This is a genomic window from Tepidanaerobacter syntrophicus (genome assembly GCF_001485475.2).
GTDB classification, from domain to species: domain Bacteria; phylum Bacillota; class Thermosediminibacteria; order Thermosediminibacterales; family Tepidanaerobacteraceae; genus Tepidanaerobacter; species Tepidanaerobacter syntrophicus.
The window spans coordinates 481,082-504,483 of sequence record NZ_DF977001.1 but is presented as its reverse complement, the minus strand read 5'-3'; the positions used below and the strand labels follow the sequence as shown (position 1 = coordinate 504,483).

The following is a 23,402-nucleotide window of genomic DNA, read 5'->3' as shown; positions in this document are numbered from 1 at the left end:
AACACAATCTTGACAAAAGAAGCATCAGAAGATAGAATGAGATGAATATAAATATTTTTTATTCATTGGTTCATGATTAAGGAACAAGAGGTGAAGAAATGGCAAGGGGGTTCAGCGACAAAGAAAAACAGATTATACGAAACAAATTAATAAGTGCAGGCCGAGAATTTTTTGGAAAATACGGCCTAAGAAGGACAAGTATAGAAGACCTGACAAAAGCGGCAGGAATAGCCCAAGGTTCTTTTTATACTTTTTTTGATTCAAAAGAAGAGCTTTATCTTGAGGTTATAAATAACGAAGGAGAAGCCATAAAAGAAAATTTTTTGAAACAGGAAAAAGATATTGGACATCTTACCAGGGAAGATTTTAAAGCCTTTTTTAAAAAGATTTTGCATGTAATAAATACAAACTCCATAATCAAACAAATGTTTTTAGAAGAGGAGGTAGATCTTCTAGTCAGAAAAATTCCTGTTGAAAAAATCAAAGAATGCAACAGACGGTTTGTAGATGATTTTTTACCACTGATTAAGAAGTGGCAGCAGGAAGGGAGCATAATAACCGATTATCGTCCCGAAGTTATTGTTGCTGTTTTGCAAACATTATACTACCCCATACTTCACAAAAAAGCATTTGACCCAGATGTGTTTGAAGAAATGGTTCAACTCTTAATAGAAATAGTTGCAAATGGACTTGTTGTAGACGGTTCTCGGTAAAATATAAAAATAACTTTAAATAAACGTTATTAAAAAAGGAGCGTGTATCATAAAATGAGGAACAAAAAATTTGCAGCATACATACTTGCGCTTGCCATAATATTTAGTTTGGTAGTATCCGGCTGCGGCAAAAAGCAAAATGCTACTGTCAGCACAGAAAAAGAAAAAATTGTTCCTGTAAAAGTAGCAATAGCACAACAAGAAAATTTGCCCGAATATCGAACTTTTCCGGGTAAGATAGCAGCACTTAACGAAATTAGCATTGTGCCTAAAATGGGTGGTAAAGTGGAGCAGATCTTAGTGAAAGAAGGCGATTCAGTAAAAGCAGGTCAAACCATAATTATGCTTGAGCAAAAAGATGTCCTGTCACAGGTAAATCAGGCTCAAGCAGCTTACGAAGCTGCAATGACTCAATTAAACAACTTAAAAAACGGCCAACTTCCTCAGCAAATTGCTCAGCTTGAAGCAGCAGTAGCCCAAGCGGAAGCTAATTTTAATAATGCGGAGAAAAATTATGAGCGCATGAAAACGCTCCTTGATGAGGAAGCTATCACCCAGCAGCAGTTTGAGGCTGCGGAACTTCAATACAAGGTGGCAAAAGAACAATACGAATCGGCAAAAACCCAACTTGAACTTACAAAAGAAAAAACAGCTCCAGGGAGCATTGATTTGGCAAGTGCCCAAGTAAAACAGGCAGAAGCAGCACTTTCTGCAGCAAAAACAGCTCTTGATAACTGCGTTATAACATCGCCGGTTAATGGAGTAATAGGTTCCATCACCGCTAAGGTAGGGCAATTAGTGGCTGCAGGCTATTCGGTAGCTACCGTGGGCGATTTAAATACCGTTGAAATACAAATAAATGTTACAGAAGACAAGGTAACAGGCCTGAAGGCAGGACAAGAAGCGGAAATTAGTGCTGATGCCCTTGGCGATGCAACTTTAAAAGGCAAAGTCGCAAGCGTAAGCCCTTTTAAAGATGCAAGAACACAAGTATATCCCGTGAAAGTCCAAGCGCCAAACGAAAATAATATTTTAAAGTCAGGCATGTTTGCAAGAGTTAAACTTACAGTGGCAGTTCATGAAAATGCTGTAACAGTCCCGGAAGACGCGATCGTATATTACAACGGCACCTCGACAATATATACTGTAGAAAATAATGTTGCTAAAGCACTAAATGTAGAAGTTGGCCCTGTGTCCATGGGGAAGGCGATTATTAAAAGTGGTTTGGAACCGGGGACGGAAATAATAGTTGAAGGACAAGAATTCGTAACTGATGGTATGAAAGTCAAGGTAGAGGGCCGGGGTGAATCAAAATGAATCTTGCAAAGTTCTCAATAAAAAGGCCTGTAACTACCCTTATGATAATTTTAATTATCATAGTCTTGGGCGGTATTTCTTTTGCAAGACTCGGGATAGATTTACTTCCGGATATTTCCCTTCCTATGGGAGTGGTTGTGACACAATTTAGCGGCGCCTCTTCCGAAGAAGTTGAAAGTATGGTAACAAAGCCCGTGGAGCAGACTCTTGCCACATTGAGTAATGTCAAGAACATAACTTCACTCAGCAGTGAAGGCAGCTCCATGGTCATGGTGGAATTTAATTGGGGCACTAATATGGATGTTGCGGCAGAGGACATGAGAGAGAAAGTCGATATGATAAGGGGCTTTCTGCCTTCGGGTGCCCAAAAACCTATGGTCATGAAGTTCGATCCTACAATGATGCCTATAATGCAAATAGCTCTATACGGCGGAGACAATATTGTGCAGCTAAATGATATAGCGGAAGATGCGATCTCAAATAGACTGCTTCGTATAGAAGGCGTTGCATCTGTAAATATTATGGGGGCCCCGGAAAGAGAAATAAGTATAGAGGTAGACCCGGACCAATTAGCTTATTACGGTCTTAGCATGAGTCAGATATCAGCTAAGCTTCAAGCTGAAAATATCAATCTTCCCAGCGGCAACGTAGATCAGGGTAATAAAAAGTATATACTTAGAACTGAAGCAGAATTTAAAGATGTTTCCGAAATTGAAAATTTGCCGATTACTCTTCCTCAAGGCGGAACGATATTGTTAAGAGATGTGGCCGAAGTAAAAGATACAAACAAAGATGTTACAACTATAACACGCTACAATGGAAAACCATGTCTGTCACTGAGTATCCAAAAACAAAGTGGTTATAACACGGTTCAAGTAGCTCAGAAGGTAAAAACAGAGCTTGCAAAAATAAAATCGGAGCTTCCTATAGATATTGGATATGATCCTATCTTAGATCAATCCGACTATATTCAAATGTCGATTAACAATGTTGAAAGCAATGCAGTAATGGGAGGAATAATAGCGATATTTGTCATATACCTTTTCCTCCAGCACTTCCGCAGCACGCTGATTATTGGTATTTCAATTCCGGTGTCTATTATAGCTACATTCGTGCTTATTTATTTCAGTAAGTTTACTTTAAATATGCTGAGCTTGGGAGGACTTGCTTTAGGCGTTGGAATGTTAGTGGATAACTCCATTGTTGTTTTAGACAACATTTTTGCCCACAGAGAAAAAGGCGAAGACCCTGTAACGGCTGCCTTAGACGGCACAAATGAAGTTGCGGTGGCAGTAACCGCTTCGACTCTTACAAACATTGCAGTATTCTTGCCGATGGTATTTGTCCAAGGAATAACAGCCCAATTATTTAACCAATTGGCATTAACTGTCACTTTTTCACTGTTGTGTTCGTTGGCAGTGGCTCTTACGGTGGTTCCGCTGTTATCTTCCAGACTTATGGTTGAAATTACTGAAGACGAGATACCAGTAGAAAAGAATGCTAAAAATAAGACAAGCATTTTTAGCGCACCTCTTCGTGCCTTTGCAAGATTTTATAGAAGAGTAGAAGTAAGATATGCCGGTTTGCTAAAATGGGCACTTTCTCACCGCAAAATGGTAGTTATTGGGGCGGTTGGATTATTTGTAGTCAGCATAGCATTAGTCCCATTTGTTGGTACAGAGTTTTTTCCGCGGTCTGATGCCGGTTCTATAAGCATTACAGTTAAATTACCTTACGGAACAAATTTAAATAAAACAGATGAATTTGTAACTCAAGTTATAGAAAAGATTGAAAAAATTCCAGAGGTCGAAGGAATACTCCAAACTACCGGATCCACTATGGCGATGTCTATAGGTGGAGCATTTTCGGAAAGCAGTGAAGCAGGAATTTCTATAAAACTCGTACCTTTGTCTGAACGTGAACGAAGCTCCGAAGAAGTAGCCGAAGAAATAAGAAACTTGACGGCAGATATGGCCGGAGCCGAGATTGAAGTTCAAGCACTAAGCGGAATCGGCTTTTCCGGCGGCAATCTATTAACGCCAATTTCAATAAAAGTAAAAGGTGACGACTTTGACAAACTTGATGAAATATCAAATCAAGTTGTAGATTTAGTTAAGAAAGTACCTGGCACTCGGGATGTTAAAAGCAGTTTGGAAGAAGGAAAACCGGAACTTGTAATAAAAGTTGACAGAGAAAAGGCAAGCATGTATGGCATTTCTTCTGCTCAGGTAGCTCAAGCCGTAAATGCCGCAATATCAGGCAGCACTGCAACAGAGTATAAAATTGGCGGCGAAGAGATAGACGTTGTTATAAAGGCAAATAAGGATTTAGTAAGCGATATTTACAGCATAGAAAATCTATTGATTCCAAATACCTCAGGAGCTTTAATAACACTTTCGGATATAGCCCAAGTAGAAAGAAGTGTCGGCCCTGTAACAATATCAAGAGAAAATCAAACCCGAGAGGTTACAGTGACGGGAGATGTTGCAGGCGCTGCTACAGGTTCAGTAAACCGCCAAATACAGCAACAGCTTGATACTTTAAAACTGCCAGAGGGCTACAACATAGAAATGGGTGGAGAACAGCAACAAATGACTGAATCCTTTACGGATTTGGGACTTGTATTTATCCTAGCCGTTGTTTTGGTTTATATGGTAATGGCTTCACAGTTTGAGTCCTTAAAGCAACCGTTTATAGTTATGTTTACCGTGCCACTTGCTCTAATCGGCGTAGTATTTGCTTTATTTATTACGAGACGCACCTTTAACATGACTTCAATAATGGGAGTAATTATTCTGGCAGGAGTGGTTGTTAACAATGCAATAGTACTTTTAGACTTTGTAAATCAATACAGAGCAAAAGGAATGTCAAGAACAGAAGCGATTATTAAAGCAGGACCTTCAAGGCTAAGACCTATACTAATGACTACATTGACTACAATCTTAGGACTTGTACCGCTTGCTTTAGGGATAGGAGAAGGCGCTGAGCTAGCTGCTCCCATGGCAACAAGCATAATCGGAGGCTTAACTGTTTCAACAGTTTTAACTCTGGTAGTAATTCCTGTGGTGTATACAATTTTTGAAGATTGGCAAGATATCTTGTCACGGTATACTAATAATTGGCGAAACAGAAGAAAACCAGCGGATGTGTAAAAATAGGCTAGCGGTTAAAATATAACTATAGGAGGTAGTGGAATGCAAAAAGCTTTACTAAGTAAGATGGCGATTTTTGTGCTCGTATTGTCACTGATGATATCGAGCATAGCCTTTGCACAGGAAAATAGCGACAATGAAGTACTTAGTTTATCAGTGGAAGATGCTGTAAAGATTGCAGAAGAAAATAATCAGCAAATAAAATTATCACAGCTTGCCTTACAAAAGGCACAGCTTGCAAGGAAAGAGTTAGTATATCAAGAAAAGAAAGTAAAAGAAGAAGAAGATATGCTGGGAAGAGAAATAATATCTGGTACTTTTGAATACCAATACGCCCAGGACTTGGGTAAAAAACAAGCTGATATTGGAGTCGACTTAGCCCAGAGAGGTATTGAAGTTGCGATAAAAGGCGTTGAATACGGTATCGAGGCTGGATATTATGGAGCTCTTTTAGCTAAAGAAAATGTGGCAATTGCTCAAGCTGCAGTAGACAGGCAGCAGGAAATGCTTAGAATTGCCGAAGCTAAATATAAAGCCGGCACTGTTGCAAAAACAGAGGTATTAAATGCACAAGTTCAACTTACAAAAGCAGAGGGAGATTTATCTAAAGCAAAGTCTAGTGAAGAAAAAGCTTATATCACCCTCAAAAAACTATTAGGTTTACCCCTTGATAAAAACATAAATCTTACTGATTCTTTTAAAGAATCGCCGGAAAATTTGGATGTGACATTAGATGAATTAATAGAGCAGGCAAATAGCAATAGAATAGACATTGTTAGCGCTGAAGGCGCTTTCGAAATCGCTAAACTGGACTTTGAACTTAGCAGCAAGGCCTATCCATCAAATACATTTACTTATGCTGAAAAAGAGTATGCGATGGAAGAAGCGCAACTTAAACTTTCTAATACAAAAAGCAGTGCTGAGGCAGAAATACGAAATACTTGGCTGGACTTTGAAGATGCTAAGACAAATATACCTGTGCTAGACAAGAGCCTAGAAGTTGCCCAAGAGAGCCTGCGTATTGCAAAACTCAGTTATGAAGCAGGGCTTGTGCGTAGTGTCGACGTTACCGCAGCGGAAGATGGCCTAAAGCAAGTTCAATTGCAAAGGCTGAGCGCCATATACAATTATAATCTTGCACGGCTGAAACTTGAAAATTCTGTGTATTTTTCCACTGCCGGAAATGCTTCTTCTTCATCAATGTAAAGATTAAGGATATGTTACAGCAAAGTTAAAAAAGGATTACAAATGTCAAATAGTCTTTAATTTAATTTCCTCCTTTGATATCATTAAAATAGATATACGATATCTCAACTTACAAAAGTGAGAAAATTTTTGGAAAAGGAGGATATTAATAATGAAGACTTGCAGAAAAGTAGGTGTTCTGTTCCTTGCGGCAGCATTGCTTATTGTTTTCACATTACCGGTTTTTGGGGCGGAAGCTGGCAACCTTTCACCCGGTCAGTTAAAAAAAGCGGCAAAATTTAACGATGTAGATGAAAACTTTAAATGGGCAAAAGATGCCATAGAGAGAATGTGCAATCAAGGTGTTATTTTGGGATATCCCGGAGGTGTATTTAGGCCGGGAAATAACGTTACCCATTTAGAAGCCATCATAATGGCTTTAAGGGTAATGGGATGCGAAGAAGAACTAGAAGATGTAACAATCAATGATGACATTAAGAAAATTAAACTTCCATGGGATGATGCCTATTATTATGTAGCTTTGGCTGTAGAAAAGAATATTATAAAACCCGAAGAACTAAAAGGCTTTAATCTAAACGCTCCTGCAAAACGTTATGAAGTAGCGCGGTATATAGTCAGGGCATTAGACATGGAAAGCGAAGCCACAGAACATATGGATGAGGAACTTCCATTTAAAGATGCCAAGGCAATACCCGAAAATGCGATTGGGTATGTATATGTTGCCGTAAAGCTGGGTCTGATGGAAGGCGATACAAATGGCACATTTAAACCGAATGAACCTATTACAAGGGCTGAGATGGCTGTATTAATGGACAGATTAGACGTGTTTTTTGCTCCGGAGAATATGTTTGCAGGCACCATAGAAGATATTGATCTTGATGAACTCACAATAACATTAGAAAATGATTCCGAAACCGTAACTTATAATGTGTTAAAACATGCCACTGTTTATATTGATGGAAAATATTACAGCTTAAAGGATTTAAATATCGGAGATACAGTTAAAGTTATTCTCGATAAAAATGAAAATGTAATATTTATCCAAGTGACAGAAAGAGCTGATGAAGCTACTACAACCGTTAAAGGTTTAGTCGTAGATGTTAATAAGGCTAAAAAGTCTATTAGCTTGTTTGTGCATGACCAGTACAAAGAAGGGTTTGTAGGAGTGCTAAGGGTAAATGATATAGAAGGTCGCCACTATGAACTCGAAACTCAGCGAGGCCATTACGTGCTTATTGGAGAAATTGATGAACTTGAAGACTATGTAGACGAAAAAATTGTCGTTTTTGGTAAAATGATAGATGAAGCTTCCATCTATATGAGAGGCCCGATGATTGAAGTAACTGATTTTGCTTTATTAGAAGCTGAAGATATTGAAACATTTTATATTAACAATGACACTAAAGTTATCATTGATGGTGAAGATGAAAAGTTGTCAGGTATTACAGAAGGAGATTACGCTGAAATAAAAGCAAAAGATGATGTGGCGATAGAAATCGAAGTGGAAACAAGTGAAGAGCTGAAGTATAAGTAATTTAAATAAAGGTTTTGTCCTGAAAGGCCGGTAATGTGTATGCTCCCTTGTAAGAGATATTTAAAACAATAAAATTCTTTTACATCAGGGAGCATACTTTTTATTAGAGAACAAAAACTTCAAAAAAAGAGGATAAATATCAACAGTTGTAGAATATCTTAAGATAATATTTTTATGGAGGAGAATTTTTTATGAAGATAAGTAGAACAAAAAAGATATCTATTGCCTTATTGGCAATTGCCTTACTTATTTCATCATTAAGCTTAACACCGGCCGCGGCTGCCACATTTACAGACATAACTGCGGCAAAATATGATTGGGCCCGTCCCTACATAGAAAAAATGAATCTTTTAGGTATTGTAAAAGGGATGAGCGATACTAGTTATGGCCCGGATAATTCTGTTACGAGAGAACAACTAATTACTATGTTAGTAAGATTAATGGGGTGGGAGAGCGAGGCGGCAGGCAAGAGCATTCCGTCGACTTTTGCTAAAGCAAGCTCTGTTGCACCTTGGGCAAGAGGATATGTAGCAGTAGCTGTAGAAAAGGGTATTATTTCCGGAGATGACCTTAAAGACTTTAGGCCTGCTGATGCTGCAACAAGATCGGAAATTGCGGTTTTTGCGGTAAGAGCTCTAGGCCTTGAATCAGAAGCTAAAAACCGTACTAACCTAACTGTTTCTTTGTCGTTTACAGATGGTTACCTTATAGAGCCTGAGGTAAAACCTTATATTGAGATTGCGGTTGAAAAGGGCATAATGCAGGGATACCCCGATAAAAGCTTTAAGCCAAATGACAAAGTTACTCGAGCTCAAGTAGCTGCAGTCCTAAACAATATGATAAAAGCCGGAAATATCACAAGCAGTATCGTTAAAGGAACGGTTGAGGAAGTAGATACAACATTACTGCCCTCTGTTGAAGTAAAATTGAGCACAGGAGCAACTAAAACATATACTATAAATACTTACAGCACTGTGATATATAAAGAAGATGAAGACGGTGCGCTTAGCAAGGCGTCGCTGGCTGATATAAAAGAAGGAAATACAGTAAGCATAATAGCAAATGGAAATACAGCCTCATATATTGAAATAGCTTACAGCGATGAAGAGCCAGGCTCTACCTCTGGTACTACAACCGGAACTGCGACCATTGAAGGGATTATAAGAGGGATAAATACTTCTACTAAGGTCTTGACAATAGAAAATGATGATACCGAAAAATATGAAAGCTACCCAATAGCATCAGATGCTAAGATAATTCGCGATGGAGAAACCACCGATATATATAAACTGGTAATCGGCGATACGGCAACTGTAACGATTACCGATGGCAAAGTAACAAAAATTAATGCTGAGTCTGCTACAAAAGAAGTGACAGGGACTATAGTTGATATCGATTTTTCCACCAAAAATCCTACAATAACCATTGAAGATGATAATGGCAGGAAACATGATTATGAAGTAGATGAGGATGCGGTTATACGCAAAAATAGCAAAAGCGCTGATATTAGTGATCTTAAAACAGACGACGAAGTAGAATTGACTTTAGAATATGATGTTGTTGTAAAAATAGTAGCCGAAAGTACAGAACAGGATGTCAGCGGCACAGTAAAAGCAGTAACATTTACAGACAGCAAGGATACCATTACGGTAGTGGATGAGGATGGAAAAGAGCATGTAATTACCATAACCAGGGATACAGAAATAATTAAAGATAGAGAGCGAATAGATGCTACGGAAATTCGACCAAACTACTACGTTGATGTGGAAGTGGAAAATAACGAGGCAGTGAGGATTGATGTAACGGTTAAAAATGTAAAAGAAACTTTAACCGGAACAGTTGTTAACGTCAATGAAGATGTAAAAGTTATTGTTGTAAGCGTAAAAAACAGTGATGGGACAAAGAGCAACCAGCATGTGTATTATACTAGTGACACTATTTTCTACAAAGACAACAGGGAAGTAAGAATTAGTAAAATTTTAGTCGGAGATGAAGTTATTTGCATAGGCGATTATGACAATGGCTTGTTTTTCGCAGATACCATACATGATCTTACTATCTCTGATTAAACATTAAATGAATTTAGGAATGATTGCTATGAAAAAGTACATTTCAATACTTGCTCTGATATTAGTTGGGACGTTGTGCTTTGCCGCGCCTGCCAGTGGCCAAGAGCCTACCTTCGATGTAAGTATAGGAATGCATGAGGCTTTACGGACCATTAAAGCAGATGAATTTAAAGCACAATTCGGAGCAATTGGAAGAGGAATCAAGGTGGCAATAGTCGACACAGGTGTGGATGCCAGCCACCCCGATCTTCAAAAAACTCCTGATGGGAATTCAAAAATAATTGATTATATTGATTTTACAAAGGAAGGCTTAGTCGAAACAAAAGTTGCAGCTGCTCCTGACGGATATCAAATTAGCATTGATAAAAATCAATACGCTATTGGCGAAGTTCAAACTAAATCAGGCATTTTACATCTTGGAACATTTAAAGAAAGCCAAATTAGCGAAAACAGTCCTATATGCCAGGATGTAAACAGAGACGGAAAAAGCAACGGTGTTTTTGGAATTTTAGTAGCAGACGAAGAGCTTTCCGGCATATATGACACAGTTTATGTAGACACTAATCAAAATTTCAATTTTTCTGATGAAGAGCCTTTAAAAATATATGCAAAAAACCACGATGTTGGTTTTTTTGGCACTGACAATCCCTTAACTGAATATATTGAAAAATCCTCCTTTGTAGTTGCCGATATCGAAAGCAATGGTAATTTTATAAAACTTGGTTTTGACGGCAATGGTCACGGAACCCATGTAGCAGGTATTCTAGGAGCAAACGGAAACCTTAAAGGAACGGCTCCGGGTGCCGAAATAATGGTGTTAAAAGCTGTTGAATCTTCCGGAGATGGAAATTGGGACAACATCTTTAAGGCGATTGAATACGCCTCAAGCCAAGGAGCAGATATTATAAATGTCAGTATCGGAAACCTAATATCTTCTACAGCAAGCCATGATGCTCAAGCCAAAGTTTTGAAAGATTTATCTGCCAAAAGCGATGCCATTATCGTTATAGCGGCAGGAAATGGCGGCCCCGGTCTCGCGACAGCTTACGACATGAGTGGAATTGACAATGTAATTACGGTAGGCGCATATATGTCCCCTAACCTTTGGAAAATTAACTACAATGCTAACGTGCCCACTGAAACACTATGGTATTATACCGGCGTAGGCCATGGCACATCAAGACCCACAGTAGTTGCTCCCTCCAGCGTTATATCAACTGCAAATATTTGGGACAGCGGCGGTTATTTTTTGATGGACGGCACAAGTATGGCAGCGCCTTTTGCTTCCGGCAGCTGTGCGCTTATACTTGAAAAGGCAAAAGCCGCCGGGCTGGACACTTCTTCAGGATCGGTCATAAAAGCACTGGAGGCCGGCGCAAGGAAAATCGATGGTTATCTCGAAATAGAGCAGGGCAGTGGGCTTATCGATGTTGTAAAAAGTTGGAATATGTTAGTAAATGAGGGGAATTTACTTAATACATCAAAGGCAGCCATGAGTTTGAAAGATTCGCAAGAGTATATAGAAGGTATCATGTTCCGCGATGAACTGCAGGCTCAATTGAAAGTTTTAATTGCAAATTTATCTGATAGTTTACAAACAATAAAACTAGAATCAGACCAACAGTGGGCAAGCACAGATAAAAATGAAGTAACGCTTGCACCAACAAATAAAGCAGAAGTTATGTTTTCTTATGATTTTCCGAAGAACCCGGGGCTTTATAATACCAAAATAACGGGTTACGATAAATTAAGCGGAAAATCCGTTGCAAGCTTTACAACAACGGCAGTTGTACCACATGACCTTGGAAAAACCAGCGAGATTTTATTAAAAGGTGAGCTTTCGCCTTGCCATTGGACGCGTTATTTCTTTAAAACAGCATCCGGAATGTCAGAACTTGATATCACTTTAAAAATTGACAACACGCTACCCCATATGGGCAGAGCTATGCTATATGTTTATGATCCTAACGGGCAAAAGGTTTATGAAGATACAGCAGGATCAGACTATATTTCACCAAAACAAAGTACGGTATTCAAAGCAACCGAGCCAAAACCGGGAATTTGGGAAGCCGTTGTAGTTTCTGATTATAATTTATCAGATTTCGGAGCTGTAAAAACAGCCTATCAGCTGTCGTCTGAGGCTTTTGGGATTTTTTCGGATGTAAAAGAGCTTTCCTTTGCAGTGGGAAAAGGGGAAAATTATCTTTCAAAAGAAATATTACTGAAAAATGGCAGCGGCGTTTTCAAAGGAAGACTTGAAGGGGCAGGCCTTGCTGAGAAAAACGAAGGAATTATCTCGGAGACGATAAAAGTTGAAGATGGTAAACTTGTCAGAGGACCTGCATTTAAGGTGCCTGAAAATACCATGGATCTGTACATAAATTCAGCCGCCGAAAACGCAGCAAAGGGCGATATAGATATATATCTGTATAAAAAAGATACTGATGAGTTGTATAAGGAAATTGCATTTTCCGGAAAAGCCGATTCTATGGAGGAAAGCATACATATCAAAACTCCTCAAGCGGGAGAGTATGTAGTGTATGTAGATGGCTTTTCCATACCTGATAAATCGGCAAATATTAAAATCAAAACTCAAATTCTTACAGATAAAATGAACGTTTATATACAAGATATTAACGGAAATCTGCCTGCAGGGTATGAATGGAAACCCCGTTTATTTGTGAACATACCCCAGGAAGGTTCCGATTTTAGAGGCTATATAGTCGTTGAAAACTCAAATCCTACATGCATTTCACGAATTCCTTTGAGATTCGTTGTAGGAAAGAAAATGCTTAAAATAGAAATTACTCAAGATGGGAGTTTATATGTAAAAGAGAAAGACACCAACAGACCGGTAAATACTGATATTTTAGTAAATGGTGTAAAATATCTTGTGGTAGATGGAAAAGCCTTGATTCACCAGAGCGTTATTATAGAAACCGTTGAGATTTATGATGAAAAATATGCACCGCTTATAGTAAGAATAAATAGCTAGAAATTAAAAAACTCTGCTTACAAAAGAAGGAGTTCTTAATTTCATGTAGAATAAAACTAAGTAGAAGGGATAAATCATCATAATGTGTAAATAAATCTTACTGATTTGGTGGTGCAAATGATAGATGCACGATTTTTCATAGCTTTGTTCAAAGGCAGCAATATAAATGTCGTTCCCGTAAGCCTGTTTCAAGGTTATGAACAAAAATCATTAATTGTATATCGGAATAAGAAAGAAATCATTGTGAAGATGTATTGTGACCAGTGCAAAGAATATAGTAAATTTAATTTTACTCTTGCCTCTCTTAATAAGCCCGGAGGGTATAGAGTCTGTTGTGCCGGTTGCGGTAATGAACTGGGATATGTTGGCCCGAGGGAAGACATAGAGGCAATTGCCGAAAAGCATCGTCGGGATGTAGAAGCATTAATGCGCGAGATGGGTTTTGACGATTATTTTACGAATCCATTCATAATGTATGAAATGATAAATCATGTTCATGATATGGCAGAAAACAAAAAAATTCAGTGCCAATGTGGCAGTTATGCTGTAACTGCGAATATTGGAACTGACAAAATAGAACTTATATGCAAAAATTGCGGAGGCAAACACATAATAAAGGCAGCAAGTCAAAAAGATTTAGATATTGCAAAAGAAAGACCGATGATAATTATAAAGTCAAAACTTAGTGGTAAAAAAGCAACTGGCATAAACAGATAGAATCTGCTGTTATTTAGTTCAAACTGACAGCGATTTTCATCCTGAATACATTGTTGACTTTTGCGCATATAAGTGATATCTTTCACTGCCTTCAGAATGACCTATGGCTAGGTCAAAATACCGATACCCTATATAAAGGTATATAGTAGAAGTTGAACTTGTGGATAGTAACAGACTTATCAGATCAAGAAAGAAACGAGACACGTCCAATGTTGACGTAGTTTGCCTAAGATGCTATAATTAAAGCAAAGGCAAATCCTCCTCGGTGTATCTTAAAAAAGAGCCCCATGGAGGGCTCTTTTTTAACTTATGTATAATTAATTTTCATTTGGAATTTCTTTCCAACCTAGCGCTTTATCACTCATCATTTATTTTCCTGTTTTAGTTCAAATATCAAAAATGATCCTTGCTTATTAAAAATTGACTTTAACTTATATTTATCTCTTTAGCCCGATTTTATATAGGCTGAACATTGAAATTTTTGTTGCATTTTTACTAAATTTTAAGGAGTGAAGTTTTGATTATTACAGAACTTGAAAAAAAGACAATAGCTCAATTACATGAAATTGCAAAGGAAAAGAAAATTCCCGGTTACTATAAATATCGGAAGCACGAGCTTATAATTAAAATAATGGAAGCTGCCGATGAGCATGGCAATGCTATGGCTGAAGGGGTTTTAGAAATCCTACCTGACGGATATGGTTTTTTAAGGATTGAGAATTATCTGCCTTCAGATGAGGATATCTATCTGTCTCCATCTCAAATCCGCCGCTTTCATCTAAGAACCGGTGATATGATTTCAGGAAACGTAAGACCTCCCAAAGAGGGGGAAAAATATCGAGCTGTTCTGCAAATTTCAGCAGTAAACGGCTTAGACCCGGAGCACGCCGTCTGCCGTTATCATTTCGATTCTCTTACACCGATTTTTCCCAACTCGCGCATTGTGTTGGAACACGATCCTCAGGAACTTTCTACAAGAATTATCGACATGATTGCTCCAATAGGAAAGGGCCAAAGAGCTCTAATAGTATCCCCTCCAAAAGCAGGAAAGACCATGATGCTTAAAAATATAGCAAAAAGCATAGCAAAAAACTACCCTGAAATTCAACTTATAGTGCTATTGATTGACGAAAGACCTGAAGAAGTAACTGATATAAGACGGTCAGTGGATGGAGAAGTAGTAAGCTCCACATTTGATGAACTGCCGGAAAATCACTTAAGAGTTGCAGATATGGTTTTAGAGAGAGCACAGCGTTTAGTAGAAAGTGGCAAGGATGTAGTAATTTTAATGGATAGCATCACCCGACTGGCAAGAGCCAACAACCTTGTAGTGCCACCAACGGGCCGTACTTTGTCCGGAGGTCTTGACCCAAGCGCGCTCCACAAGCCTAAGCGGTTTTTTGGTGCAGCCAGAAATATCGAAGAGGGCGGCAGCTTAACCATAATAGCTACGGCTTTAGTCGAAACCGGCAGTAGAATGGATGATGTAATATATGAAGAATTTAAAGGGACAGGAAATATGGAGATACACCTTGATAGAAAATTGGCAGAACGTAGAATATATCCTGCTATTGATATAAAGAAGTCTGGCACAAGACGCGAGGAATTATTGCTATCTAAAGAAGAACTTGAAGCAGTATGGCTTTTAAGGAGAGCTCTTGCCTCAGTTGACAATGTTGAAGCTGCGTCTATAGTAATAAACGGCTTGAGAAAAACAAAAACTAATCGAGAATTCTACGAAAATTTAGCAACACTGGTTAATGAATTGCAAAACGGAAAGTCATAAGAATTAATTTTATTTTATATAACCTTTTGACTTGAGTTTTTCAATGTGTTCTTTTATTTTTTCATCAAGATCTATATCATAACTTTCCTCTAAAACAAACATCATCGAAACAGCGACCTGAGCCACGTCTAAAAGTTCTTGAGCCATTTTATCAACGATTTTTTCTTCATCCATCCAGACGGTTTCACCACTTTTTCCGCGGAACTTTCCTATAGCCTGGGCAAGCTCCCCTGCCTCCTCCATCAGCTTTAAAGCAGTTGATTCTAAAGTGGGAGTAAGCCCGTTAAGTTTAGGCAAACTAATTACCTTATAGTTATTATTTTCCATAAACAAAAAACACCTCGATCTTTAAGTATTATTCTTTAAGTATTATAATTCTATATCTGGTTTTATAAATTTTGATGCCAAAAATGTAAATAGTGCAGCTACAATAAGCCGCGTAGTAAAAAGAAGAAGGCCATTTACTCCAAAGGCCATAAAGATTGCAGTGTCTTCAAAAACGGCATGAGCGGCGACCAAGAAATATGTGAGCAAGTAAAGATCACGTTTTGTCAGATGATCTTCCTTTGCCGATCTAAATATGATACCGGCTCCATAAGAAAGCCCGATTATTATCCCAATAATTAAAGGAAATCCGGCTTCTTTTTTCATTCCATATATATTGACTAAAGGAGAAAATGCCTCGGCAATTTTATCAAATATACCTGTACTCTTTAAAATTTCCATTACTACCATAAGCGGAATTACAATAAGGGCTATTTGTTTAACTGAATTTATACTGCCTAAAATAGCTTCGGTTAATATGTTGAGCATAATACACTCGCCTTTCCATACTTTTTACAGCAATACATTAAAAATAATACCCGAAATTACTGCCAGAATCACCCGGACTGATATTACATTTATGCCCGAAAGGCCTATTTTTTTTGCCAGGGCGGTTTCGGTGGGTAGACTGTGGCAAAATGACAGCATGATAGCTAAAATCGATATTTCTTTAAGAGAAAGACTAAGTGATGCCATGGCACCCACAGCTGCGTACATATTTACGGCATTGCCCATAACCAGGACTATTGCCGCCTCCCCGGGCAAGCCGAAAAAACCCATCACAGGTGCAAACATATCTGAAAACCAATTAATAATAGGAGTATGCTTAAGGAACGTTACTATAAAATAAATAGGAACCAAGATTTTGGAAAGTTCCCATGTAACACCAAGACCTGACAATAGCCCGCGCTTTAATATGTCAAAAGGAGTATTCCTCTTTGTATCCTGCAAAAAATCTCCTCCTTTTTCCTTTTAACATTGATTTTTAATAACTATAAAGTATTATATCATTTAAACAATAAACGTAAAAGGGCCAGCAGAAGACTTCTATAATATACTAAATCAAAATTAAATGCTATAATATTTTCATAGGAATAAAAAGAGTGCCAATGGGGTGAAAACATGTCTTTACAGATTCTTGAGCTTTTCAAAGGTTTTCGTTTAAGAGATTTACTGGATATAGCTATAGTAGCTTTTGTCTCTTATGAAGCTATACAGCTGATTCGAGGCACTCGGGCCGTGCAACTCTTAAAAGGTTTGGTGGTTCTTGTTGTTTCTACAAAACTTAGCGAATGGCTGGGACTTTACACAATAAATTGGATTTTGCGCAATGCAATGACAGTAGGAGTAATAGCGCTTATTGTGGTATTTCAGCCTGAGCTTAGAAGAGCTCTTGAACAATTAGGCAGGGGTAAACTTTTTTCAACACCCTTATTTGGATTGGCCGAAGATGAAATGAATCAACTTTTTGACTGTATAGCAGAAGCTGCAGAAGAACTTTCAAAAGAGCAAATAGGAGCCCTTGTTGTCCTTGAAAAACAGACTGGATTAAACGAATACATTGAGACAGGGGTTAAAATAGAAGGTCGGGTTTCTGCAGAACTTCTTATAAATATTTTTATTCCCAATACACCATTGCATGATGGAGCGGTAATAATAAGAAATGACAGGATAATGGCGGCGAGTTGCTATCTTCCGCTTACGGCAAATCCTAATTTAAGCAAGGAACTTGGAACAAGGCATAGAGCCGCTTTAGGCATTACAGAAGAAACTGATGCGGTAGCAGTTGTTGTCTCAGAAGAAACAGGAGTAATTTCAGTGGCAAAAGATGGAAAGCTTACCCGCTATTTAGATGCAGAAACACTTAAAAACATGCTAAGGGATATTTACGAAATAAAAGAGAAAAGACCATCCATATGGTCGTCGTGGAGGAAGAATAATGCATAGAAGACTATTTGATGATGATACAGCAATTAAAATCCTCTCGATAATTTTGGCAGTTTTAATGTGGCTATATGTGATGAATGAACAAAATCCTCAAGTAACTTATATTATAAAAGATGTTCCCGTTAAGCTAGTAAACCTTGATGAAGAAAAGCTGGTCCTAAAGGATGAATCAGCAGAATTTAAGGTGAATGTTAAAGTTAGAGGGCGCAGAAGCCTGGTTTCCGATCTGAAATCAGACGATATCAGTGCCGAAATGAACATGAAAGGACGGATTGAGGGAGAAAACCTCATTCGCGTTGATGTGGTCGTGCCGCCAAATATAGAACTAATAGATGTTTACCCGAGAGAAATATTGGTAACACTAGAAGCTGTTATCGAAGAAGAGCGGCCTGTTACAGTAGAAGTTACAGGCACCACTGCTCAAGGCTTTGCCGCAAGGCCAGCACAAGTTAGTCCTCAATATGTCACAGTTAAGGGCCCGCGCAGTGCTGTCGAGGCAGTAAATAAGGTCGTTGTATATATAGATGTATCAGGCAAAGATAAGCCGATAATAGGCAATTTCCCATTTAAAGTTTTAGATAAAAACGGAAAAGAACAAAAGAGAATTACATTTACTCCTCAAACAGTAGAAGTTACAGTTCCAATAGTGCCTGTGGCAAATACACAGATTATCCCGAATATAAAAGGCAATCCACCGGAGGGATATATCATCAGAGATGTCAGGATAGACCCACCGTCGATTATCGTAACCGGCAGTGAAGAGGAGCTTGCTAATGTCCAATCAATTACAACTGAGCCTATAAATATCCAAGACAGAACTTCTACGACAACATTTGATGTAGATCTGATTTTTCCTAATGGTATTACAAGCTTTGACGAGGATGTAAGGACAGCTAAAGTTACTGTGGAAATTGAAAAACTCAGTGAAACAACATTAAATTTAAATAGCGATAATGTTACTATAGAAGGTATTGCTTCCGGTTTGAGCGCAAGTGTAGAACAGACTCAATTAATATTGACAGTCAGCGGTCCCAATAGTATCATTGATAAAGTAAATGAGAACATGGTAAAGCTCAAAATCGATCTTACAGGACTTACGGCAGGAGAACATACAGTCAAAGTTCAAGGAGATATCTCTAGGCCTTACAGAATTATTAAAATAGAGCCGAGCGATATTCATGTTGTCATTAGCGAAATTTCGCAATAAATGAAGGAGGAAATTAAATGAAACCTAGGCTTTTTGGAACAGATGGAGTCAGAGGAGTAGCTAACAAAGATCTCTCGCCACTTTTAGCTTTCAAATTGGGCCGCGCCGGAGCACATGTTTTGTCAAAACTTCATGAGAAGCCAATTATTGTAGTTGGCAAAGATACGCGAATATCCGGAGATATGTTAGAGGCTGCACTGGCGGCCGGCATATGCTCACAAGGTGCTGACGTTTTAAAAGTCGGGGTAATGCCAACACCTGCAATAGCCTATCTTACACGTTACTTTAATGCTGATGCAGGAGCTGTAATATCGGCTTCTCATAATCCCGTAGAATACAATGGCATAAAATTTTTCAATAAAGACGGATATAAGCTGCCCGATGCTTTAGAAGATGAGATCGAAGCATTGCTGGATGATGAAAGTGGCACTATTAACACACCGATTGGTCCGAACGTTGGCAGAATCTATACAAAAGATGATGCGGCAAGGCACTACATAGACTTTGTGAAATCTGTAATAGGAGACAACACCAGATTTAAAGGTTTAAAAGTAGCAGTTGACTGTGCCAATGGAGCATCTTACCAAGTAGCACCCATGATTTTACAAGAACTGGGGGCGGATGTCTACATAATAAATAATGAGCCAGATGGCACTAATATAAATGTTAATTGCGGTTCCACCCATCCGGAAAGCCTTTGCGAGTATGTTAAAAAAATTGGAGCAGATGTTGGGCTGTCATTTGATGGAGACGCGGATAGACTGATTGCAGTTGACGAAAAGGGAGAGATAGTCGACGGTGATCATGTTTTAGCTATATGTGGCATATATCTTAAAAATAAAGGACTCTTAAAAAAAGATACTGTAGTAGCTACAGTAATGAGCAACATGGGTCTTGAAGTGGCACTGAAGAAGGCAGGTATAAATTTAGTCCGCACTAAAGTCGGCGATCGCTATGTTCTAGAAGAGATGCTAAAGAGCGGATACACTTTGGGTGGAGAGCAATCAGGCCATGTAATCTTCTTAAACTATCATACTACAGGAGATGGAATGATAAGCGGCGTAAATCTTCTCAATGTAATGGTAGATGAAGGCAAAAAGCTTTCCGAGCTAAGGCAAGTAATGAAGGTGTACCCCCAAGTTCTGATAAATGTAAGAGTAGCAGACAAGACAGGCTATGACACAAATGAGCATATACAAAAAGTCATAAAAGAAAATGAAGCTTTGTTAGGGGACAGAGGTAGAATTTTAGTTCGCCCCTCAGGCACAGAACCCCTTATTCGTGTAATGGTAGAAGGTGAACAGCAAGATTTAATCGAAAAAGTAGCAAAATCTGTTGCCCAAGTGATAGAAGAAGAACTGAGATAAATAAAAAAGAGTTGGCGAATAATTAGGAACCTGAATTATTCGCCTTTTTAATTCATTCACATTTGAAAGCTCTAACATTACCTTATCACTCCCGGTGCCTTTTGATATGCTATGCCGGATTTTTTTACATAAGCTTTAAGCCTGTTTGAAAGAACAGAGAAATGGAAGGCTTTATGGAAACTTACGGTAATTAATGATATAATGGTTTTAAGCGGAGGAAGGGGTGATGAGCGTGGCAGAAAAAGAAATTGCCGGCGGTAATGGTGAACAACGGCAAAACGAAACTCATGAACCCAAGATTTATGAATCAGGATATTTTTATCTATCACAACAAATAAACGATGTAAGAGATCGCATGGATGCAAAATTTGACAGGGTCGATGCTAGGTTTGACACAGTTCATAAGGAGATCAAAGACCTATCCGATAAAACTGATACTAAGTTTGAGGCGATTCGTAAGGAAATTAAAGATCTATCAGATAAGACCGATAGTAAGTTTGAAGCAGTTCATAAGGGAATCAAAGATCTATCAGATAAGACCGATGCTAGGTTTGACACAGTTCATAAAGAGATCAAAGACCTGTCAGATAAAACCGATGCCAGGTTTGATGCGGTTCATAAGGAAATTAAAGACTTATCAGATAAGACCGAGAGCAAGTTTGAAGCAGTTCGTAAGGAAGTTAAAGACCTATCAGATAAAACTGATACTAAGTTTGAGGCGATTCATAAGGAAATCAAAGACCTGTCAGATAAGACCGATGCTAGGTTTGACACAGTTCATAAGGAGATCAAAGACCTATCCGATAAAACCGATTCTGGATTTGATAGAGTAGATATTAGGCTTGAGTCCATAAGAAAAGAAACTGATGCAAGGTTTGATAGAGTAGATGAAAAATTCAATGATATCCATAAAGAAATTAGCGGACTGCAAAAGTGGGCTTTCGGGTTAATAGTAACAGTTGTATTGGGCTTTATTGCTATATATTTTAAGTAGATCCAATATATTAAAGGTAGGAGAAAGATATGTATGATACTTTCAAAGTGGACAGTCTAATTAATTAAAATTAGATTATCTACTTGACAAGGATCAGCTCAAGAAACCCACCTTTTTGTATTTAGTTTTATCTGCTCGCGACAAACTTTGTGTTGACAAAAAGAGAAGCAAATGTTAAAATTTTATCAAATGGTCATGAAGGCCATAAAGTAGACAAACCATGAAGGTTAAGCTGTTTAGCTGAATGAAACGGCTTTATTCATGGTTTTTTTATTTTCTCTTAAATAATAATCAGATAGGGGTGCCAAATTTGAGAAATGATAATTTATACCAGATAGCTCTTGCAGGTGTTTTTACCGCTTTCGGAATTGTCCTGCCGATGATGTTTCATGTGCTAGGACTTGGTTCAACCTTTTTGCCGATGCACATACCGGTTTTGCTTTCGGGATTTTTCTTGGATGCGCCTGCTGCAGCGGCGGTAGGAGCCTTGACACCAATTTTAAGTTCTATTTTTACCGGCATGCCTCCTGCTTTTCCGGTAATGCCTTACATGGTTTTTGAACTTGCCGCTTATGGTTATGTGACAAGTTTTATGTATAGAAAGCTTCACAAAAATGTTTATATATCCTTAGTTTGCAGCATGATTTTAGGCCGCATTGTATCCGGTGTTGCCGTATGGATGCTCACGACATTTTTCGGTGCCAAATTCCCCACACCCTTCGCCTTTATTGCTGCAAGTATTACAAAAGGGCTGCCAGGAATAGCAATTCAATTAATATTTATTCCTGCAGTAGTTTTGCTGCTTAAGAAATATCAAATAAGGGCAAGAGGGAGGGATACCCTTGAACCATAGAGAATTTTTTAATGAAGTAGCGGATAAATGGGACCAGATGTGCAACCATGATGAAGCAAAACTTAGATATATAGCTAGAGCGGCAGGGATATCACAAGGTGATTGCGTTTTAGATGTAGGCACAGGAACAGGTGTTATGATTCCCTATATACATGAAATGATAGGTGATGAGGGAGAAATTACAGCCATTGATCTTGCGGAAAAGATGCTTGAGGTTGCAAAGCAGAAGCACCCTTTTAACAATGTTCGTTTTGTTCTGGGAGATATTTACGATGTGCATCTTCCTAAAAACCATTTTGATGTTATAATGTGCTACTCAGTTTTCCCTCACTTTCAAGATAAACCAAAAGTGATATCTCGTATGGCAGGGCTTCTTAAGCCCGGCGGTAGGCTTGTAATAGCTCACTCCCAGAGCAGAAAAGCTATAAATGAGCTCCATACAAAAAGCTCTGATGCGGTAAATAACGATGACCTGCCTGAAGCAGATGTTATAGAGGGATTTATGAAAGAGGCAGGGCTTGAACCTTTCTTTACTATAGACAGCGAAGAGATGTTTATAGTTATCGGTAAAAAATAAGTAATTAGGTCGCAGAGACTGTAATGAGCCATGAAGTCTTAAAATTTATGAGTCTTGGCTCATTATTTGTATCGCTTTATACTAAATCACAAGGAGAGATTTTTTATGGATGAGCAGCTTTGGCAAAAATGTGTGGAATTTCACGGTCATGAGTGCCCGGGTCTTGCTATCGGATTTAAAGTATGCGAAGCGGCGCGGGAAAAACTCGGTGTAAATTTTTCTAAAGATGAAGAAATAGTTTGCGTTACAGAAAATGATGCGTGCGGCGTTGACGCAGTCCAGGTTGTTACGGGATGTACGCTAGGTAAAGGAAACTTAATATACCGAGGTACAGGCAAACAGGCTTTTACTTTCTTCCGACGAGACACAGGACAAAAATTGCGTATAGTATTAAAACCCAGGGATGATAATGATAAACTTTCAAAGGATGAGCGCAAGAAAGCTATCCTGGAAAGCCCCGTTGAAGAACTGTTTGAATTTAAGAATCCCGGTTTTGATTTGCCGAAAAAGGCTCGGATATTTAATACAATAAAATGTACAAAATGCGGCGAAGGCGCTCCTGAGCATAAAATACGTATGGTAAATAATAATCCCGTGTGCCTAGACTGTTTTGATGATTATTCTAGAGGTTGGTAAGCCTTAAA

General features: G+C 38.5%; 19 protein-coding genes. 16 read left to right on the top strand and 3 right to left on the bottom strand.

Annotated features, from left to right (window positions below; translation table 11 throughout):
• Positions 1-98: 98 nt before the first annotated feature.
• The 9 genes from TSYNT_RS07400 to rho all read left to right on the top strand — a co-directional run bounded on the left by TSYNT_RS07400 (position 99) and on the right by rho (position 15,489).
• The gene (locus TSYNT_RS07400; RefSeq protein WP_059032841.1) at positions 99-713 is read left to right on the top strand and encodes a TetR/AcrR family transcriptional regulator; all 615 of its coding nucleotides are present in this window, start codon (positions 99-101) and stop codon (positions 711-713) included.
• Positions 714-767: 54 nt separating this feature from the next.
• On the top strand, positions 768-2,030 hold the full coding sequence (locus tag TSYNT_RS07395; protein ID WP_059032840.1) for an efflux RND transporter periplasmic adaptor subunit: 1,263 nt from the start codon (positions 768-770) through the stop codon (positions 2,028-2,030).
• Positions 2,027-5,182 carry an efflux RND transporter permease subunit gene (locus tag TSYNT_RS07390; RefSeq protein ID WP_059032839.1) on the top strand — a complete coding sequence of 1,052 codons (3,156 nt, stop codon included), beginning with the start codon at positions 2,027-2,029 and terminating at the stop codon, positions 5,180-5,182. Before TSYNT_RS07395 ends, TSYNT_RS07390 begins: the two co-directional genes overlap by 4 nt.
• A gap of 42 nt (positions 5,183-5,224) precedes the next feature.
• Complete coding sequence (locus TSYNT_RS07385) at positions 5,225-6,388, top strand: TolC family protein (protein ID WP_059032838.1); 1,164 nt, start codon at positions 5,225-5,227, stop codon at positions 6,386-6,388.
• 151 nt (positions 6,389-6,539) lie between these two features.
• Positions 6,540-7,922 (top strand): S-layer homology domain-containing protein, encoded by a 1,383-nt coding sequence (locus tag TSYNT_RS07380; RefSeq protein WP_059032837.1) that lies wholly within the window; start codon positions 6,540-6,542, stop codon positions 7,920-7,922.
• 191 nt (positions 7,923-8,113) lie between these two features.
• The gene (locus TSYNT_RS07375) at positions 8,114-9,991 is read left to right on the top strand and encodes an S-layer homology domain-containing protein (protein WP_059032836.1); all 1,878 of its coding nucleotides are present in this window, start codon (positions 8,114-8,116) and stop codon (positions 9,989-9,991) included.
• Between the two features lie 28 nt (positions 9,992-10,019).
• A complete protein-coding gene (locus tag TSYNT_RS07370) occupies positions 10,020-12,986 on the top strand; it encodes a S8 family serine peptidase (RefSeq protein ID WP_059032835.1) in 2,967 nt (988 codons plus the stop codon).
• Between the two features lie 117 nt (positions 12,987-13,103).
• Positions 13,104-13,703 (top strand): hypothetical protein, encoded by a 600-nt coding sequence (locus tag TSYNT_RS07365; protein WP_059032834.1) that lies wholly within the window; start codon positions 13,104-13,106, stop codon positions 13,701-13,703.
• 517 nt (positions 13,704-14,220) lie between these two features.
• Positions 14,221-15,489, top strand: a complete 1,269-nt coding sequence (gene rho, locus TSYNT_RS07360; RefSeq protein ID WP_059032833.1) for a transcription termination factor Rho — start codon at positions 14,221-14,223, stop codon at positions 15,487-15,489.
• A gap of 9 nt (positions 15,490-15,498) precedes the next feature.
• Here the strand turns inward: rho and TSYNT_RS07355 are convergent, their stop codons facing one another.
• From TSYNT_RS07355 to TSYNT_RS07345, 3 genes are read right to left on the bottom strand one after another with little or no spacing between them, the layout of a single operon-like run.
• Positions 15,499-15,816 (bottom strand): MazG-like family protein, encoded by a 318-nt coding sequence (locus tag TSYNT_RS07355; RefSeq protein WP_059032832.1) that lies wholly within the window; start codon positions 15,814-15,816, stop codon positions 15,499-15,501.
• Between the two features lie 42 nt (positions 15,817-15,858).
• A complete protein-coding gene (locus TSYNT_RS07350; RefSeq protein WP_059032831.1) occupies positions 15,859-16,302 on the bottom strand; it encodes a nucleoside recognition domain-containing protein in 444 nt (147 codons plus the stop codon).
• 24 nt (positions 16,303-16,326) lie between these two features.
• On the bottom strand, positions 16,327-16,764 hold the full coding sequence (locus TSYNT_RS07345; RefSeq protein WP_059032830.1) for a nucleoside recognition domain-containing protein: 438 nt from the start codon (positions 16,762-16,764) through the stop codon (positions 16,327-16,329).
• A 171-nt stretch (positions 16,765-16,935) separates the two neighbouring features.
• Here TSYNT_RS07345 and cdaA point away from each other — a divergent pair, with 171 nt between their 5' ends.
• The 7 genes from cdaA (at position 16,936) to TSYNT_RS07310 (ending at position 23,394) form a co-directional block, all read left to right on the top strand.
• On the top strand, positions 16,936-17,760 hold the full coding sequence (gene cdaA, locus TSYNT_RS07340; RefSeq protein WP_059032829.1) for a diadenylate cyclase CdaA: 825 nt from the start codon (positions 16,936-16,938) through the stop codon (positions 17,758-17,760).
• Entirely contained in the window at positions 17,753-18,967 is a 1,215-nt protein-coding gene (locus TSYNT_RS07335) for a CdaR family protein (protein WP_059032828.1), read from the top strand. The genes cdaA and TSYNT_RS07335 overlap by 8 nt, the downstream gene beginning before the upstream one ends.
• Positions 18,968-18,984: 17 nt before the next feature.
• Entirely contained in the window at positions 18,985-20,334 is a 1,350-nt protein-coding gene (gene glmM / locus TSYNT_RS07330; RefSeq protein ID WP_059032827.1) for a phosphoglucosamine mutase, read from the top strand.
• Between the two features lie 226 nt (positions 20,335-20,560).
• On the top strand, positions 20,561-21,328 hold the full coding sequence (locus tag TSYNT_RS07325) for a hypothetical protein (RefSeq protein WP_059032826.1): 768 nt from the start codon (positions 20,561-20,563) through the stop codon (positions 21,326-21,328).
• A gap of 310 nt (positions 21,329-21,638) precedes the next feature.
• Complete coding sequence (locus TSYNT_RS07320) at positions 21,639-22,181, top strand: ECF transporter S component (RefSeq protein ID WP_059032825.1); 543 nt, start codon at positions 21,639-21,641, stop codon at positions 22,179-22,181.
• Positions 22,171-22,758, top strand: coding sequence for a class I SAM-dependent methyltransferase (locus tag TSYNT_RS07315; RefSeq protein ID WP_059032824.1), 588 nt, complete (start codon positions 22,171-22,173; stop codon positions 22,756-22,758). Before TSYNT_RS07320 ends, TSYNT_RS07315 begins: the two co-directional genes overlap by 11 nt.
• A 105-nt stretch (positions 22,759-22,863) precedes the next feature.
• A complete protein-coding gene (locus TSYNT_RS07310) occupies positions 22,864-23,394 on the top strand; it encodes an FmdE family protein (RefSeq protein WP_059032823.1) in 531 nt (176 codons plus the stop codon).
• Positions 23,395-23,402 lie beyond the last annotated feature (8 nt).

Excerpts from the sequence above, each read along its gene's own strand:
- cdaA (WP_059032829.1), top strand. The coding sequence starts at position 16,936 with ATGTCTTTACAGATTCTTGAGCTTTTCAAAGGTTTTCGTTTAAGAGAT.
- TSYNT_RS07380 (WP_059032837.1), top strand. The coding sequence starts at position 6,540 with ATGAAGACTTGCAGAAAAGTAGGTGTTCTGTTCCTTGCGGCAGCATTG.
- TSYNT_RS07310 (WP_059032823.1), top strand. The coding sequence starts at position 22,864 with ATGGATGAGCAGCTTTGGCAAAAATGTGTGGAATTTCACGGTCATGAG.
- TSYNT_RS07385 (WP_059032838.1), top strand. The coding sequence starts at position 5,225 with ATGCAAAAAGCTTTACTAAGTAAGATGGCGATTTTTGTGCTCGTATTG.
- TSYNT_RS07400 (WP_059032841.1), top strand. The coding sequence starts at position 99 with ATGGCAAGGGGGTTCAGCGACAAAGAAAAACAGATTATACGAAACAAA.
- TSYNT_RS07325 (WP_059032826.1), top strand. The coding sequence starts at position 20,561 with ATGAGCGTGGCAGAAAAAGAAATTGCCGGCGGTAATGGTGAACAACGG.
- TSYNT_RS07350 (WP_059032831.1), bottom strand. The coding sequence starts at position 16,302 with ATGCTCAACATATTAACCGAAGCTATTTTAGGCAGTATAAATTCAGTT.
- TSYNT_RS07365 (WP_059032834.1), top strand. The coding sequence starts at position 13,104 with ATGATAGATGCACGATTTTTCATAGCTTTGTTCAAAGGCAGCAATATA.
- TSYNT_RS07375 (WP_059032836.1), top strand. The coding sequence starts at position 8,114 with ATGAAGATAAGTAGAACAAAAAAGATATCTATTGCCTTATTGGCAATT.
- TSYNT_RS07335 (WP_059032828.1), top strand. The coding sequence starts at position 17,753 with ATGCATAGAAGACTATTTGATGATGATACAGCAATTAAAATCCTCTCG.
- glmM (WP_059032827.1), top strand. The coding sequence starts at position 18,985 with ATGAAACCTAGGCTTTTTGGAACAGATGGAGTCAGAGGAGTAGCTAAC.
- TSYNT_RS07370 (WP_059032835.1), top strand. The coding sequence starts at position 10,020 with ATGAAAAAGTACATTTCAATACTTGCTCTGATATTAGTTGGGACGTTG.
- TSYNT_RS07390 (WP_059032839.1), top strand. The coding sequence starts at position 2,027 with ATGAATCTTGCAAAGTTCTCAATAAAAAGGCCTGTAACTACCCTTATG.
- TSYNT_RS07395 (WP_059032840.1), top strand. The coding sequence starts at position 768 with ATGAGGAACAAAAAATTTGCAGCATACATACTTGCGCTTGCCATAATA.
- TSYNT_RS07355 (WP_059032832.1), bottom strand. The coding sequence starts at position 15,816 with ATGGAAAATAATAACTATAAGGTAATTAGTTTGCCTAAACTTAACGGG.